General features: G+C 72.0%; 14 protein-coding genes. 4 read left to right on the forward strand and 10 right to left on the reverse strand.

What is annotated here, in order from left to right; translation table 11 throughout:
* The 5 genes from NGF19_RS20345 to NGF19_RS20365 all read right to left on the reverse strand — a co-directional run bounded on the left by NGF19_RS20345 (position 1) and on the right by NGF19_RS20365 (position 5,051).
* Positions 1–2,064, reverse strand: a complete 2,064-nt coding sequence (locus tag NGF19_RS20345; RefSeq protein ID WP_372505703.1) for a copper resistance CopC/CopD family protein — start codon at positions 2,062–2,064, stop codon at positions 1–3.
* 13 nt (positions 2,065–2,077) lie between these two features.
* A complete protein-coding gene (locus NGF19_RS20350) occupies positions 2,078–2,554 on the reverse strand; it encodes a copper chaperone PCu(A)C (protein WP_252426493.1) in 477 nt (158 codons plus the stop codon).
* A complete protein-coding gene (locus tag NGF19_RS20355; RefSeq protein ID WP_252426494.1) occupies positions 2,551–3,225 on the reverse strand; it encodes an SCO family protein in 675 nt (224 codons plus the stop codon). Before NGF19_RS20355 ends, NGF19_RS20350 begins: the two co-directional genes overlap by 4 nt.
* A gap of 108 nt (positions 3,226–3,333) precedes the next feature.
* Positions 3,334–4,089, reverse strand: coding sequence for a YcnI family copper-binding membrane protein (locus tag NGF19_RS20360; protein ID WP_252426495.1), 756 nt, complete (start codon positions 4,087–4,089; stop codon positions 3,334–3,336).
* A gap of 155 nt (positions 4,090–4,244) precedes the next feature.
* On the reverse strand, positions 4,245–5,051 hold the full coding sequence (locus tag NGF19_RS20365; protein ID WP_252426496.1) for a hypothetical protein: 807 nt from the start codon (positions 5,049–5,051) through the stop codon (positions 4,245–4,247).
* Between the two features lie 241 nt (positions 5,052–5,292).
* Here NGF19_RS20365 and NGF19_RS20370 point away from each other — a divergent pair, with 241 nt between their 5' ends.
* Positions 5,293–5,748, forward strand: coding sequence for an ATP-binding protein (locus tag NGF19_RS20370; protein WP_252426497.1), 456 nt, complete (start codon positions 5,293–5,295; stop codon positions 5,746–5,748).
* Between the two features lie 134 nt (positions 5,749–5,882).
* On the opposite strand, the gene NGF19_RS20375 is transcribed toward NGF19_RS20370, so the two are convergent.
* Positions 5,883–7,355, reverse strand: a complete 1,473-nt coding sequence (locus NGF19_RS20375; protein WP_252426498.1) for an aminopeptidase P family protein — start codon at positions 7,353–7,355, stop codon at positions 5,883–5,885.
* Between the two features lie 109 nt (positions 7,356–7,464).
* Entirely contained in the window at positions 7,465–8,826 is a 1,362-nt protein-coding gene (locus NGF19_RS20380) for a SpoIIE family protein phosphatase (protein ID WP_252426499.1), read from the reverse strand.
* 622 nt (positions 8,827–9,448) lie between these two features.
* Between NGF19_RS20380 and NGF19_RS20385 the strand changes: the two genes are divergently transcribed.
* A complete protein-coding gene (locus NGF19_RS20385) occupies positions 9,449–10,114 on the forward strand; it encodes a bifunctional DNA primase/polymerase (protein ID WP_252426500.1) in 666 nt (221 codons plus the stop codon).
* Between the two features lie 56 nt (positions 10,115–10,170).
* Positions 10,171–10,764 carry a hypothetical protein gene (locus tag NGF19_RS20390; protein ID WP_252426501.1) on the forward strand — a complete coding sequence of 198 codons (594 nt, stop codon included), beginning with the start codon at positions 10,171–10,173 and terminating at the stop codon, positions 10,762–10,764.
* 245 nt (positions 10,765–11,009) lie between these two features.
* Here the strand turns inward: NGF19_RS20390 and NGF19_RS20395 are convergent, their stop codons facing one another.
* The 3 genes from NGF19_RS20395 to NGF19_RS20405 form a co-directional block, all read right to left on the reverse strand.
* Positions 11,010–11,999, reverse strand: a complete 990-nt coding sequence (locus tag NGF19_RS20395; protein WP_252426502.1) for a DUF5926 family protein — start codon at positions 11,997–11,999, stop codon at positions 11,010–11,012.
* A 177-nt stretch (positions 12,000–12,176) separates the two neighbouring features.
* Positions 12,177–12,800, reverse strand: a complete 624-nt coding sequence (locus tag NGF19_RS20400; RefSeq protein WP_252426503.1) for an ATP-binding protein — start codon at positions 12,798–12,800, stop codon at positions 12,177–12,179.
* Positions 12,801–12,905: 105 nt separating this feature from the next.
* Positions 12,906–13,715: a glycerophosphodiester phosphodiesterase gene (locus NGF19_RS20405; RefSeq protein ID WP_252426504.1), complete on the reverse strand. Its 810-nt coding sequence runs from the start codon at positions 13,713–13,715 to the stop codon at positions 12,906–12,908.
* Between the two features lie 301 nt (positions 13,716–14,016).
* Between NGF19_RS20405 and NGF19_RS20410 the strand changes: the two genes are divergently transcribed.
* Entirely contained in the window at positions 14,017–15,579 is a 1,563-nt protein-coding gene (locus tag NGF19_RS20410) for a S1C family serine protease (protein WP_252426505.1), read from the forward strand.
* Positions 15,580–15,817: the final 238 nt, after the last annotated feature.

Here is a 15,817-nt window from a genome sequence, read left to right on the forward strand (position 1 = left end):
TCAGCCGATCTTCGCGTTCTTGTTCACGGTCACTTGGTCGATGTCGGATGTGCGCACGGTCACCGCGATCTCCCAGTCGCCCGCCATGGGGATCTGCACACCGCTCTTCGACCAGTGACCGGTGGTGATGTGTTCGGGGGTGATGGGCAGGGGGCCGATGCCCTTCGCCTTGAGCGTGAAGGCGATCTTCACCTCGGGGACGTCGAAGGCCTTGCCGTTCGGCCGCACCACGAAGACATGCAGGTCGTTGCCGCCCACGCGGGCCGGGTCGAGGGTGAGGTCCACCGTGCCCCTGCCGTCCTGGCCGCCCGTGTCGAAGGGGAGGCGCAGCGACACGGGACCCGAGGCCTGCGCGGTGGCGGGGGTGGCCGCCTTGACCGCCTCCTCGGTGCGTCCCGGTTCGGTGCTCGTCAGCGCGGTGGTGACGGCGAGCAGGACGACCGCGACGCCCGCCTCGGCGAGTACGGAACGGCGCAGTCCGGAGCGGAGCGGGTCGGCGTCCCGGAGCTGCTTGGTGCGTGCCGCGGCCATGGCGGCCTGCTGCCGGGCCAGTTGGGCGGCGCGCCGGGGATCACGGGAGCCCGAGGAGTCCTGGGCCGTGCCCGCTCCCCGGCGGCCGGAAGCCCCCTTGCCGGAAGTCCCCTTGTCGGAATCCCTCTTGCCGGAAACCTTCTTGCCGGAAGCGGCGGCGCCCTGTCCGCGCGAGGCAGCGCCCTTCGGCCGCGCCTTGGCCGCCGCCGTCGCCGACTTGGGGCGTGCCACCTCCGCCGGTTGCTGCGCGAGCTGTGCCGTCCAGCGCCGGGAGATCCGGGCGATGGCGACGAGGACGGCGATCAGGCCGACCTTCGCGAGCAGGAGCTGCCCGTACGTCGTCCCGGTCAGCGCCGGCCATGAGCCGACCTGGCGCCACGACTGGTAGATCCCGGTCGCGGCAAGGACGATCACGCTGGTGAACGCGACCTGCGAGAAGCGCCGTACGGCTGCCGCGTCGACCGACGGCCCCCGGTACAGCGCCACCAGCAGGGCCGTGAGCCCGCCCAGCCAGGCGGCGACCGCCAGCAGATGCAGGACGTCGACCGGCATGGCGACACCGGCCTGGATCCCCGTCGAGGCGTGCTCGGCCACCGCCCAGGTCGTCGCGAGACCGGCCGCGACGGCGGTGCCGCCGAGGGCGAGTCCGAGGGTGAGATCCCGCTGCTCGACGGTCCCGGATGCCTTCGCGTCCCGCTTCGCGTACGCCCCGAAGAGCACCGCGAGGAACAGGGCCGCCACGGCGAGCAGCAGTAGCCGGGAGACGAGGGCCGCCCCGGACTTGGTCTCGAGAACCTGCCCGAGCAGGGACAGATCGAAGACGTCGGCCGCCTTCCCGGAACCGGTGTACGAGCCGCGCAGCAGCAACAGCGCGAGCGTCGCCGCGGTGAGCGCCACCCACCCGCCGGCCACGAGCCGTTGCACCGCCCGCACCCCGGCGCCCCGCGGCCAGCAGGCCAGGACGAAGGCCGCGCCGCCGACCAGGACGACGAACCCCGCGTACGCGACGTACCGCGCGAGCCCGTAGAGGCCGCCGACGACTCCGCCGCCCACGGCCTGACCGGAGGCCTGGACCGTGGTCGCGGAGGGGGCGCCGATGGAGAACGTGAAGGCGCCCGCCACGGGATGGCTGTCCGCGGACACCACCTGGTACGTGACCGTGTAGGTGCCGTCGGACAGCCCGGCGCGCAGCTTCACTCCGTACGTCGTCCCCTTCAGGGCGACCGGCTTGCCCGTGTCGACGCGCCCTCCCTTCGGGTCGAGGACCCGCAGTGAGCCGTCGGAGAACGCGACCTGCTCGGAGAAGGTGAGCGAGATCCGGGTAGGCGCTGTGTCGACCACCGCTCCCTGTGCGGGGTCGCTGCCCGTCAGCGCGGCGTGCGCGGAGGCGGGGGCGGCCCCGCCCAGCAGCGCGCCCGCGACGGCGAGCAGCAGGACCAGCAGTCCGCGGACCGTCCGGAGCCGCTGCGGGCGCCGGGTGGACGCGCGCGCGGTCCGTCGGACGGGGCTGTCGGGAGCGATGGTCTGCGTCACAGCGGTCTCTCCCTCAGTGCCCGGTCTTCGGGGCGTAGGTGGCCGGCTTCACCGGCATGTCGACCGTGATCGTCCCCGAGGTGGCGAAGTGCAGCCGCAGCGACACCTTCTCGCCCTCCTTCGGCTTGTGGGCGAGCATGTCGAACATGAGGTGGTTGCCGCCGCGCTCCAGACGGAGCGCGCCGTCGGCGGGTACGGCGAACGACTTCTGTTCGCGCATCGCGCCGTCCTCGGTGGAGTGCATCGTCACGTGTTCGGCGAGGCTGCTGGTGACGGAGGTGAGGGTGTCGGCGCCCCCGGAGTTGGTGACGGTGAAGAAGCCGGCCGCCATGTCGCTGCTGACGGGCACGGGCATATAGGCACCGGTGATCTTCAACTCCGGCTTGTCCGAGGACGAGGACGAGGACGAGCCCTCCGCGCTGCCGCAGCCCACGAGGAGCACCCCCGCCGCCGTGATCGCGGCCGCTCGGCCGATGAGGCGGTGGTTCACGGCTTCTCTCCCTCGATGATCCTGGGCAGGTCCTTGGTGTAGTCGTCGACGGTGGTGTCCTCGCCGTACACCACATAGCCCGCGTCGGTCTTCGGCGAGAACGCGATGACCTGGGAGCCGTGCATGGAGACGATCTTGCCGTCCTTCTCCTTCTTCGGCGCCTCGATGCTGATGCCGAGGGTGCGGGCGCCCGCCTGGATGGTGGAGAAGTCACCCGTCAGGCCCACCACGTCGGGGTCGATGCCCTTGAGCCAGGTGCCGAGGGCGGCGGGTGTGTCGCGCTGGGGGTCGGTCGTGACGAACACGATCCGCAGCGAGTCCTTCTGCGCCTGAGTGAGCTGCTTGTTCTGCTCCACCGCCTTCTTGGCGACGGCGAGGTTGTTCATCGTCAGCGGGCAGACGTCGGGGCAGTGGGTGTAGCCGAAGTAGATCAGCGTCGGCTTGCCCTTGGTCTCCGCGCGGAGGTCGTACTTCTTGCCGTGGGTGTCGGTGAGGACGAGATCCGGCTTCTCGAACGGCTGGTCGAGGACCGTTCCGGGTTTGTCGGAGCCGGCCTCGGCGGAGACCTGGGTGACCGGACTGTCGCTTCCGCTGTCGGCGCCGCAGGCGGAGACGGTGAGGGCGACGGCGGCGAGAAGGCCGGCCAGAGGGAGTGTCTTCTTGGTGCGCATAGAGAAATGTTCCAGAGGTGAGGGGGCCGGTGGGCGCCGGGGTCGTACGCCCTGCCTCACGGCGGTGGTCGTACGGCCCGGCGCGGGCCCGCGGAGACGATTCGGTCGTCAGGCGGCGTCGGGGGTACGCCGACGCCCGGCCAGTACGCCGTAGGCGACGCCCGCCGCGCCGATGACGATGCCGACGAGGCCGAGGACCCGGGCGGTGGTGTCGCTGTTGCTGCCCGAGGTCGCCTTGGTGCCCTGGTCCCCGGAGGTGGAGGCGGCCTCGGCGCTGGCGCCCTGCTGCCGGGAGGCGGCGGTCAGTTCGAGCGCCGGGGCAGGGTTGTTGGGCTCGGGCTGCCCCTTCTGCTGCGGCTCGATCCAGCGCACGACCTGGTCGTCGGAGTACGTCTGGAGGGCCTTGAAGACGAGCTGGTCCGTGTTCTCCGGGAGCGGGCCGATCGAGAGCGGGAACTTCTGGAAGTAGCCCGGTTCGATGCCCTTGCCGGTGGAGGTCCAGGTGACCTTGGTGACGGCCTCGTCGATCCGCTGTCCGTGCAGCGAGACCGGCTTGTCGAGCTTGGACTTGGTGACCTCGGCCTTCCAGCCGTCGACCGGCTGCGGCATCACCGAGGGGAGCGGATGGTCGGTCGGGAAGCTGATCTCCAGCTTCTTGGTCGAGGCGTTGTCCCGCTCGTTCGGGACCTTGAAGTCGACCACCGCGTAACCGCCCTTGGTGGCCTCGCCCTCCGGCTGCACGCTCACATGCGCGAACGCGGGCCCGGACAGGACGAGAACGGCCGACGCGGCCGTGGCACCGACGGCGGCCAGGCGGGACAGCTTCGAGGAGGGCGTGAGGATCTTCAGGGCAGGGCTCTTCATGACAGGGGCACTCCACTTCGAGTGAGAAGTCCGTGGACGGGGAGAAGGACGCGTGCGCGCGGCCCCACCGCGGGAGCGGGCCACGGGTACGCGCGCGTGCCGCACGACGGCGGCGGCCCCTCGGCGAAGACGAGTGGGGTGAGCGGCGCGGCGCGTCAGGCAGCGAGGGCGAGCGAAGTGGAGGACGGCGGTCCGCGGCGGATCACCGTGTGCTGAAGCGCGGTCGTCCGCGGCTTCGGGGGTACGAGGAACCAGGCGCGCGGGGGAAGCGGCCCCGTCCCGGACTCCGCGGGGCGCCCTGCCAGCAAGGCGCGCACCAGCGCGCACACGGACCGCAGGGACCGTACGAGCGTCCCGTCCGCGATCTCCTGCGCGGACAGCCGGACGATCCGCAGCAGCGCCAGGTCCCCACGGCGCAGCACCCAGCCGGCCGCGACGCCCGCGAGCACATGGGCGAGCAGCATGGGCACGGACGGCAGCATCGCCGACCATGAACCGCCCGCGGCGGACAGGGCGTCCGGGTGGTGCGGGGCGGTCGCACCCGTCCCCGTACCGATCCGCGCGTCGGCGAGGATCTTCTGGGCCTGTACGGGGGAGAGCGTGCCGGCACCGCACACGATGCGCGCGGCCCGCTCCACCAGCGTGGCGTCGGGCGTGGCGCCCGGCGCCATCGGTACGGCCGTGGAGTGCTGCCCCAGCCCGAACAGCGTGTGCAGCACGGCCTGGCCCGCCACGAGGAGCGCGGCGATACCCGGAAGCGAGCGCTCGCGCCCCGCCAGCGCGGTGGCGACGACGAAGATCCCGAGGAACCCGGCGCCCAGCGTCCACAGCGGGACGGCGGCGCAGGAGGCGAGCCCGTGCCCGGCCGCGGCCAGCGCGACACAGACCGCGGCGAACACCGCGGCCCGCAGAACCCGGAGATCGCATCCGGTGCGCGCCGTGCGCTGGGGGAGGGCACTCATGGCGGCCTCATCATCCCACTGGTCCGACCGGCTTCGTACGGCAGGTCCACAAGTTGGCGCAGATGCGGTCATCGCATCAGCGGGCCCGGAAGATCACGTTCTGGCGGGCCGCCCGTCCATACACCGATCCGGCTTCGGGCACATCCGCCGCACGGGCGGGATCTCCTCGCTCGGGTGATTGCGCCGGGGCACTCGCGGCAATACGTAACGGTATGTCGAGCCACGGCCAGGAGGCTGGAGCATGAGCATCTGGTGGTCACTCCATCTGCCGTGCGAAGCCGCGAGTGTGCCCTTCGCCCGTCGGCTCCTGCTGGGCGCGATGGAGTCCGCGGGCGTCGATCCGGACGTCTCCCACGATCTGTCCGTGGCCCTGAGCGAGGCCTGTGCCAACGCGGTCGAGCACGGCGGCGACCCCGCCTGCGGCGAGCGGCCCGAGGTGTACCAGGTCACGGCCTACCTCGACGGCGAGACGTGCCGCATCGAAGTCGCCGACTGGGGCCCGGGGTTCGCCGCCGAAAGACCCCGCCCCGCGTTTCGGACCGTCCACGCCGACGCCGAGCACGGCCGGGGCCTCGGCCTCATCCGGGAACTCGCCGATCACGTCCACATCGGCAACACACCGGACCGGGGCGGAGCCGTGGTGAGCTTCGACAAGATCCTGAAGTGGGTGGACGGCGCCCCCGCGGTGGCCGTCTGACCAAGGGCCGTCGGCAGGGCGCAAGGGCACCGGACACACGTCGGCCGACCGCAGGCGATGTGATCGCCCGCGATCGGCCTCCCCCCATGACACCGTGATGACACCGTGGTCATGAGGGCCGTGTCAGCGCGGTGTCAGCCCTTCAGGGACGCCATCCACGTCTCGACCTCGTCGGAGCGGCGCGGCAGACCGGCCGACAGGTTCCGGTTGCCGTCCTCCGTGACCAGGATGTCGTCCTCGATCCGGACGCCGATCCCGCGGTACTCCTCCGGGACGGTCGTGTCGTCCGCCTGGAAGTACAGACCCGGCTCGACCGTGAGCACCATGCCGGGCTCCAGCGTGCCGGCCACGTAGGTCTCCGTCCGCGCCGCCGCGCAGTCGTGGACGTCCATGCCGAGCATGTGGCCCGTGCCGTGCAGCGTCCAGCGGCGCTGCAGGCCCAGCTCCAGGACCCGCTCCACCGGGCCCTCGACCAGGCCCCACTCGACCAGCTTCTCCGCCAGCACGCGCTGCGCGGCGTCGTGGAAGTCGCGGTACTTGGCGCCCGGCTTCACCGCGGCGATACCGGCCTCCTGGGCCTCGTACACGGCGTCGTAGATCTTCTTCTGCAGCTCGCTGTAGGTGCCGTTGACCGGCAGCGTGCGCGTGACGTCGGCGGTGTAGTACGTGTGGGTCTCCACACCGGCGTCCAGCAGGAGCAGGTCACCGGAGCGGACCGGGCCGTCGTTGCGCACCCAGTGCAGCGTGCAGGCGTGCGGGCCGGAGGCGCAGATCGAGCCGTAGCCGACGTCGTTGCCTTCCACGCGCGCGCGGAGGAAGAACGTCCCCTCGATGTAGCGCTCGGAGGTGGCCTCCGCCTTGTCGAGGACCTTCACCACGTCCTCGAAGCCGCGCACGGTCGAGTCGACGGCCTTCTGCAGCTCGCCGACCTCGAACGCGTCCTTGACCAGACGCATCTCGGAGAGGAAGACGCGCAGTTCCTCGTCCCGCTCGGCGGTCACCTTGTCGCGCAGGGCGGCCTCGATACCGGCGTCGTACCCGCGGACCACGCGGACGGCTCCGGTGGCCTCGGCCAACTGCTCCGGCAGTTCGCGCACGTCCGACGCCGGGATGCCGTAGAGCTGCTCGGCCTCGGCCAGCGAGTGGCGGCGGCCCACCCACAGCTCGCCCTGGCCGGAGAGCCAGAACTCGCCGTTCTCACGGTTGGAACGCGGCAGCAGATAGATCGTCGCCCGGTGGCCGTCCGTCCCGTCCGGGGCGGTCTCCGGCTCCAGCACGAGGACGCCGTCCTCGGTCTGGTTGCCCGTGAGGTACGCGTACTCGACGGAGGCGCGGAAGGCGTACTCGGTGTCGTTGGAGCGGGTCTTCAGATTGCCCGCGGGGATCACCAGGCGCTCGCCGGGGAAGCGTGCGGAGAGAGCGGCGCGGCGGGCCGCGGTCTCGGCGGACTGGGCGATCGGCCGCAGGTCGTGCAGCTCGGTGTCGGCCCAGCCGGACTTCATGTTCTCGGCCAGCTCGTCGGACACGCCCGGGTACAGGCCGTTCTTGCGCTGCTTGATCGGCTCTTCTTCGGCAGTCTCCGGGGTCTCCGGGAGCTCTTCTGCCACGGTCATCCTCCTTGCTACGGCACTGGGCCTTCCCCATCGTACGGTCGTACGGAAGAGGGCCCAGAGCCGGACGGACCGTGACCAAAGGATCAAGCGTGAGCTCGGGGACTCACTCGAACCGGGCCGCCAGCAGCACCACGTCCTCGGTGCCGTCCGCCCCGTCGAGCCCGCCCGGCAGCATGCTGTGCAGGACGTGGTCGGCGACGGCTCCGGGGTCGCAGCGCATCGGCCTCGGCACGCTCGCCGCCGCCGCGTGCAGCCGGGCGAAGGCGCGGTCCATGGGGTCGCCGGTGCGGCGCAGCAGACCGTCGGTGTAGAGGAGCACGGTCTCGCCGGGCTCCGCGGCCAGTTCGATGCTCGGCGCCTCCCAGCAGGCGAGCATCCCGAGGGGCGCCGACAGGGAGGTCTCCACGAACTCCGTGCGCCGGGCGCCGATCACCAGGGGCGGGCTGTGTCCGGCCCCGGCGAGGGTGACCTTGCGCAGCGCGGGCTCGCAATAGGCGAACAGGGCGGTGGCCGAACGGGCGGGCTCGGTGAGCCGCAGCAGCAGTTCCAGATCGGACAGGACGGCGACGGGGTCCTCGCCCTCCATCACGGCGTACGCGCGCAGGGAGGCCCGCAGCCGGCCCATGGCGGCGACCGCGCCGGGCCCGGACCCGGTCACGGACCCGACCGCGAGTCCGAGCGCGGCGTCGGGCAACGGCAGCGCGTCGTACCAGTCGCCGCCGCCGCGCGCACCGCTGCGGCGCCGGGCGGCGAGCTGGACCCCGGCGACCCGGGGCAGCCGGGAGGGAAGCAGTTCCGCACAGATCGTCGTCATGGCCGTGCGAGCGCGCTCGGTCTCGATCAGCCGCGCCAGGTGCTCGGTCGCGTAGCGCGTGTACAGACCGACGAGATGACGGCGGCGGTCGACCGGCTCGGCGGGTTCGTCGTAGAGCCAGACGGCGGCGCCGAGGCGGCCCGCGGCGTCGCTGGACAGGGGCAGCGCGTAGCTCGCGGCGTAGCCGAGGCGGGCGGCCACCTCGCGGTGGCGGGGGTCGAGCCCGTCCTCGGAGAACAGGTCGGGCTGGGCGATCTCGCGCTCGCCGCCCGGCAGTCCGTCGAGGATCCTGCCGTACGACAGGGAACTGCGCGGCACGGTCTCGATGTGTCCGAGGTCGGCGCGGCCCAGGCCGAGGCCGATGGTGGTGTCGGGGCCGAGGCCGTCGCACGGTTCCAGGACGACGAGACCGCGCCGGGCGCCCACGAGGGCGGCTCCGGCGCGCAGCAGTTCCTGGAGCGCTTCGGTGAGGCAGTCGGTGCGCGCGAGGCGTTCGGTGAGTTCGTGCAGGGTCGTCAGGTCGGAGACCCAGCCGGCGAGTCGGTCCTGGACGGCCGCGGGGTCCGCGGGGGCCGATGAGGCGGCCGAGAGGGCAGTTGCGGGCGCGACAGTGTGTGCGGGTGAGGGAACCGTTGAATCGATTCCGGCCACTTTCGATGGGTGAGGGGCGTTCATGGCGTCCGGCCTTCGGACCGACGCACAGTGCTCGATAGCATCGCAAAACCCCCATGTCATTCTGCGTCGCGAGCAGTGGCTCCACATGTACACGCACTTGTGAGGGGATGTCCAGCATTGTCCTGCGGGGATTCCTGGTGTCCGCGCGGCTCTCCTGTGTTCTTACGGAGAAGGGAAGTTGGCCTGAAACGGCCTCGGGTGGCGCCCTCTTGCGGTCGACTGACCTTGTTCGACAGAGCGTCACAACGGTCGTGATGGGTACGTACTCGGTGAAGGCCAGGGGCGGTTCGGGGTCACCCGGAACCTGGCGCCGGACCCGGGCGTCCTAACCATCGACGGCCGAGCCCCACCCTCCCGTGACGGAGGCGGCGAGCACGAGCGGGACGGCGAAACGCCAGGTGCCGCCACCCCGCGCCAAGCCCAGGTTGCTGATGGGCGCAGTACGGACACGAACGCAGTCCCAGCTCGACCTCAGGGGTTCCCCTTGTCCGGAGCAGGGGCGTGATGCACCGGCAGGTACGCACAGCGAAGTGATCGACACATGGTGTGATGTGGCCCTCGGTGTTGCCAGGCGTGCAACGGAAAGGAACGAGCGCTCATGCGCGAGATCCTCGGAAGGCGACGCAGGCTCCTGTCCGGGCGGAACGGCGGGAGACCTGAGGTGATCGGCGCGGCCCTGACCTTCGCGACCGAGTGGCAGTGGCCCGTTCTCCCGGGGGTGGCCCCGAGTACGCGAGGCCGGGCCCGCTGTGGGTGCCCCGACCCGGAGTGCACCGTGCCCGGAGCCCATCCCTTCGACCCCGGGCTGCTCGCGGCCACCACCGACGAGCGCATGGTGCGCTGGTGGTGGACCAACCGGCCGACCGCGCCGATCGTGCTGGCCACCGGGGGCGCGGCGCCCTGCGCGGTGAGCCTGCCCGCCCTCGCGGCCTCGCGCGCGCTCGCCGCGCTCGACCGTACGGGCATGCGCCTCGGCCCGGTCGTGGCGGCACCGCACCGCTGGGCGATCCTGGTGGCGCCGTACTCCATGGAGCAGCTCGGCGAGTTGCTCTACGCCAAGGACTTCGTCCCCGGGTCGCTGCGCTTCCATGGCGAGGGCGGCTATCTGGCGCTGCCTCCGTCCAGGACGGGGCACGGGGAGGTCCGTTGGGAGCGGGCGCCGCTGCCCGGTTCCGCCGCGCCCTGGGTCCCCGACGTGGAGGCCGTCGTGGACGCGGTCGTCACGGCCCTCACTCGTACGGGTGTGAGCGCTCCGGAGTTCTAGGGGTGTCGGGCGCGCGGCGGACCGGGCGCCCGTGAGCGGTCGATATCTTCGGCCCCATGCTGTTTCGTCCTGGTGGGTGCGGGGAGCGGTGCTCGCCGGTTCGCGTCGCCGGTCGGCCCGACCCCCACAGGGCCCGGCTGCACGCGCTGCTGGGTCTGGTGGCGGCCTTGGCCGTGCTGCCGCTCGCCATGGCGTCCGCCCGACCGGTCGGCGACACGGACCGCACGGTCGCCCTCCCGCCGCCGCAGGATGACGCGAAGCTTGCGGTCCTCGCCCCCTCCCGGCCGTGGGGACTCGGTCTGTCCACCACCGTCCGCTGCGGCCCGGAGCTCACCTCCGCCGACGGCGTCGAGGCGCAGACCTGCGTCCTCGTCCAGGGGCGGGACATCTGGGCGCGCACGTACTACCGCAACACCACGGGCGGGAAGCTGAGTTCGTATCTGAGCTTCATGGGGCCCGGCGGCCGTGCCGTCGAGACGCGGTGCGCGGTGGGCGCGGGGGGCGTCCCGGAGACCTGTGAGACGCCCCGACTGCTCATGACGGGCGACGCGGCGCAGTACTCGGCGGTCGCGGAGTTCGCCCGCGGTGACGGCGGCGGACCACTGCTGCTGCGCTCGGGAAGTGACCCTGGCGGGCCTGGCGGGGAGTAACGCGGCGGCCTCGTACGTCGGTTGACGGAGTTCCGTGCCGTACATCGCGTATGGAAAGGCCCGGTTGCTGGCGACGGGGGATGCACCAGCAACCGGGCTAATGGAACGGTAACAAGAGATCGGCTATTCGCAAATTCGATCTCGGCTATTCGGACACCGGCTCACCTGTCACAGCGGTGCGGTGTGACAGGTCTCACCCGTTCCGGACGCCGTGGGCCGACCGGGCGGTCGGCCCACGGCGTGCGTCAGCTCAGGGTCACCTGGCGGTTGGTCAGTCCGCCGCGCGCCCGGCGCTCCTCCGCGGTGAGCGGCGCGTCCGAGGCCAGGGCGGTTGCGAGGCGCTCGGCGAACTCGGCCACCGGCTTCTCGAGGTCCTCCGCCCCCATCTCGCCCGGCAGATCCCAGACCGGGACCGTGAGCCCGTGCGCGCGGAAGGAGCCGACCAGGCGCGTGCCCTCGCCGAGGCCGGACTGCCCCGCCGCGTGCAGCCGGGCCAGCGCGTCCAGAAGCCGCTCCTCGGGGTGCGGCATGACCCACCGCAGGTGGTTCTTCTCCGGGGTCTCGCACCAGTACGCCGCGTCCGCCGCCGTGAGCTTCACGGTCGGGATGGCGGCCTCGTTGGCCCGCTCCAGGGAGGCGGCCACCTCGGGCGTCGCGTTCTCCGGGTCGGGGACCCAGAACTCGAAGCCGCTGTGGACGACCGGCTCGAACGCGCCTTCGGGGTCCAGCAGATCCTGGAGCCGGGGGCCGTCGGCGGGCGCGCGGCGGCCCTCCACGGGCGAACCGGGCGCCACGGTGAAGGCGCGCAGGAGCGTGTCCGCGAGATCGCGGCTGAGGTCCCCCGACGCCGTGTCGTTCTGCAGGCCGAGCAGGACCGAGCCGTCCTCGCGGCGCAGCGCGGGCCACGCCATCGGCAGGACCGTCGCGAGCGTGACCGACGGGACGCCCTCGGGGAGGGCGTCCTTGAGCTTCAGCTCGACGGTCGCCGCCGGCACCAGCTCGCGCAGCGCCACCCAGTCGCACTCACCGGGAAGCCCCTCGAACGGGCGCTGCACCAGCTCGGTCACCGCGTGGGCCGCGGCCCGGCCGTGACAGGCCTTGTAGCGGCGGCCACTGCCGCAGGGGCAGGGCTCGCGGGCGCCGACGACCGGAACGGTCCCCTCGGTGCCCGTGGCAGGGGCACCGGTGGCGGGCTGCGGGCGCTTGCCCTTGGTCTGGGGTCGCTTCTTGGCCATCTGGGTGTCTCCCGGTTACGGCTCGTTTCGTACGGGCGCGAGCCTAGTGCCTCGTACGGCGGCCGACGGGATCTTGTGGACAACGCTCCGGGGCGCCCCGATGACGATGCCTGGCTCCGGGCCGTATCGCTTGTCGCATTGCTTGCCGTATTGCCTTGCCGTATCGCTCGCGGCGCCTCAGTCGACCTCGTCGAACGCGTCCGCGAAGTCCAGGCCGGCCGACACGGAGGGCGCCGTCACCCGCGCGGCGAAGTCCTCGCGGCGGTGTGTGGAGCCGAGGTCGTCCTGGACGACGACCCAGACCGTGACCTCGCCGCGCGCGTCGTCGCGGACACCCCAGTCCTCGGCCAGTGCCGTGATGATGTTCAGCCCGCGACCGCCGCGCGCGGTGACCGAGGGGGTCGCCGGGACCGGGCGGGTGGGGCCCCCGCCGTCCGTGACCTCGACCGTGAGCCGACCCGAGGAGTCGACGCGCCACGCGGCGCGCACATCGCCGTCCCCGGCCGGGCGGTCGCCGAGCGGCCTGCCATGGCGGCAGGCATTGCTGAGCAGTTCCGAAAGGATCAGTACGGCATCGTCGATGACCGATTCCGACACGCCACCGGTACGCAGTTGCGCGCGCATCCGGTGTCTCGCCTCACCCACGCCCGCAGGACCATGGGGTACGGCCATGCACGACGACGTGGGCACCTCCTGTGCCACCACCAACGCCACCCCCGAGACCTCCTTCGCCCCACGCCACGGTGTGAATGCCCCACCGGAACGGGCCGGAAACCGCCCCCTGTACGTGTGGTGACGCACTCGTGACGGTCGGACACGGACCGAACGCGCCGGTGCACTCCCTGTAGTCATGTGGCTGCATATCGGCCCTTACAGCGGGGTCTGCGGTGGAAGGAGCCGTTCCGCTCAGCGGCCGAGCTGGCGCAGCACCGCGCGCGGCCGGTTGGTGATGATGGCGTCGACGCCCAGCTCGACGCAGAGATCGACGTCCTCGGGCTCGTTCACGGTCCATACGTGGACCTGGTGTCCGACCCGCTTCAGACGCTGGACGTAGCCCGGGTGACTGCGCACGATCCGCATCGCGGGACCCGCGATCCGGACCCCGGCCGGCAGCCGTCCGTCACGCAGCCGGGGGGAGAGGAACTGGAGCAGATAGACCGTCGGCAGCGTCGGCGAGGCGGCCCGCACGCGGTGCAGCGAGCGCGCCGAGAAGCTCATGATCCGTACCGGCGACCTGTCCGGTGACTTCGGGGCGTCCAGGCCGAAACGCTTCAGCAGGACCAGCAGCCGCTCCTCGACCTGCCCGGCCCACCGCGTCGGATGCTTCGTCTCGATGGCCAGATCGATGGGCCGCCCGGCGTCGGCGACGAGTTCGAGCAGCCGCTCCAGGGTGAGGACGGAGGTGTCCTCGGGGTCCTGCGGCCGGTGCTCCCAGTCGGGCTCCTCGTCGCGGCTCTTCCAGGAACCGAAGTCCAGGCTGGCGAGGTCCGCGAGTTCCAGGGCGGAGACCGCGCCGCGACCGTTGGACGTGCGGTTGACGCGCCGGTCATGGACACAGACGAGGTGGCCGTCCGCGGTCAGCCGGACATCGCACTCGAGGGCGTCGGCGCCGTCCTCGATCGCCTTCCGGTACGCGGCCAGAGTGTGCTCGGGCGCCTCTTCGGAGGCTCCGCGATGGGCGACCACCTGGATCGGATGCTGTCGTGCGTGGCTCACCGCGTCATGGTGTCACCGCGGGGAAGAGCGTGCGGAGCCGGGAGGCGGCGTCGATATGTCGGCAAGGTGTCGGGAATGCAGAACTGTGTTCGGAAGGGTCCGATATAAAGGACGGCCAGAGACCCACAGTTACCGCTTACGGTGGCCTGACGTCCTGTGGGAAAAGCTTGACGGCGTACCCCAGCACCATGCACGTACCCCAGCACCATGCACAGCCGAAGCGCGCCCGGCACCGCGCGGAGCGAGCGAGTGCGGCCGAGTGCGATCCAGAACAACCAGCCGTGGAACGAGGAGAAGAGCTGTGAGCACCGAGAACGAGGGCAACGCGGTACCCCCGGCCCCGTCCGCACCTCCCGTGCCGGTGGACGCTCCCGCTCCCGCGCCGGGCGCCGCCGGGGAAGGGTCCGCGCCGGCCGGTGGGACGCCGGTTCCGGCCGCGCAGGACACCCCGCCCGCGGCACCGGCTGCGGAGGGTATTACGCCCCCTGCGGCTCCGCCCGTGAGTGGCGCACCAGCCGCACCAGCCGCACCGGCCGCGGTGGGCGCACCGCAGCCGGAGGGTGCGCAGGCGGCCCCGGTCCCGCCGATGCCCGCCGCGCAGTCGGGTGGCTTCCCGGCCCCCGAGGCGGGATGGCCGTCACACGCTCCGGCCGGTCCGGCTCCCGCCCCCGGGTACGGGGGCGGAGGTGCGAGCGGTGTGTGGGGCGCGTCGTACTACCAGCCCGCCCCGCAGCCGAAGAAGAGGGGCCGCGGCGGTCTGGTCGCCGCGATCCTGGTCGCCGCGCTGGTCGCGGGCGGTGTGGGCGGCGGCATCGGCTACCAGTTCGCCAAGAACGACAACGCCGACGGCTCGACGACGGTCTCCGCCGCCACCAGCGGCGGTGACGTCAAGGTCCGCTCCGGCTCGATCGCGGGTGTGGCCGCCAAGGCGCTGCCGAGCACGGTGACCATCGAGGCCGCGAGCAGCAACGGCCAGGGCGGCACGGGCACGGGCTTCGTCTTCGACAAGCAGGGCCACATCATCACCAACAACCACGTCGTCGCCGAGGCCGTCGACGGCGGCAAGCTCACGGCGACGTTCCCCGACGGCAAGAAGTACGACGCCGAGATCATCGGGCACGCGCAGGGCTACGACGTCGCCGTCATCAAGCTCAAGAACGCCCCGTCGGACCTCAAGCCGCTCCCGCTCGGCGACTCCGACAAGATGGTGGTCGGCGACACCACGATCGCGATCGGCGCCCCCTTCGGCCTGTCGAACACGGTGACCACGGGCATCATCAGCGCCAAGAACCGCCCGGTGGCCTCCAGCGACGGCAGCTCCGGCAGCAAGGCGTCGTACATGAGCGCCCTGCAGACGGACGCCTCGATCAACCCGGGCAACTCCGGCGGCCCCCTCCTGGACGCACGGGGCGCGGTCATCGGGATCAACTCCGCGATCCAGTCCACGAGCGGCGGCGGCGGGTTCGGCGGGGGCGGTCAGTCCGGCTCGATCGGCCTGGGCTTCGCGATCCCGATCAACCAGGCCAAGTACGTCGCCCAGCAGCTCATCAAGACGGGCAAGCCGGTGTACGCGAAGATCGGGGCCTCGGTCTCGCTGGAGGAGTCCGCGGGCGGAGCGAAGATCACCGACGAGGCCGCGGGGGGCTCCTCCTCGGTCGAGGCGGGCGGGCCCGCGGCCAAGGCGGGTCTGAAGCCGGGTGATGTGATCACCAAGCTCGGCGACCGGGTGATCGACAGCGGTCCGACCCTGATCGGTGAGATCTGGACTCACAAGCCCGGTGACAAGGTCACGGTCACCTACCAGCGCGACGGCCGGTCCCACACGACCGACGTCGTCCTGGGCTCCCGCGTCGGCGACAACTGACAACGACGGAGAGGGGAGAGGGGCTGCCGAGGATCTCGGCAGCCCCTCTCCCATGTCGCGGCGACCGCGCGGGCCGTGCCCGTCGCGTCCGGCACCGGTCCCTCCCCTCGTGGGGACCGGTGCCGAACGGCGGACGGCGCAGATCGCTCCGTACCCGTACGGAGGGGACACGGCCGGACCGTGGTCGGTGCGGCAGAGGTTCCGTCGGGACCGGCTCCACGGCTCTCTCGAAACTCTC

The sequence above is a fragment of the Streptomyces macrolidinus genome (assembly GCF_023887685.1).
Classification (GTDB): domain Bacteria; phylum Actinomycetota; class Actinomycetes; order Streptomycetales; family Streptomycetaceae; genus Streptomyces; species Streptomyces macrolidinus.

What these genes read in the sequence shown, in the direction of transcription:
- NGF19_RS20355 (WP_252426494.1), bottom strand. Translation starts at nt 3,225, where the DNA reads ATGCGCACCAAGAAGACACTCCCTCTGGCCGGCCTTCTCGCCGCCGTC.
- NGF19_RS20360 (WP_252426495.1), bottom strand. Translation starts at nt 4,089, where the DNA reads ATGAAGAGCCCTGCCCTGAAGATCCTCACGCCCTCCTCGAAGCTGTCC.
- NGF19_RS20365 (WP_252426496.1), bottom strand. Translation starts at nt 5,051, where the DNA reads ATGAGTGCCCTCCCCCAGCGCACGGCGCGCACCGGATGCGATCTCCGG.
- NGF19_RS20370 (WP_252426497.1), top strand. Translation starts at nt 5,293, where the DNA reads ATGAGCATCTGGTGGTCACTCCATCTGCCGTGCGAAGCCGCGAGTGTG.
- NGF19_RS20385 (WP_252426500.1), top strand. Translation starts at nt 9,449, where the DNA reads ATGCGCGAGATCCTCGGAAGGCGACGCAGGCTCCTGTCCGGGCGGAAC.
- NGF19_RS20390 (WP_252426501.1), top strand. Translation starts at nt 10,171, where the DNA reads ATGCTGTTTCGTCCTGGTGGGTGCGGGGAGCGGTGCTCGCCGGTTCGC.
- NGF19_RS20395 (WP_252426502.1), bottom strand. Translation starts at nt 11,999, where the DNA reads ATGGCCAAGAAGCGACCCCAGACCAAGGGCAAGCGCCCGCAGCCCGCC.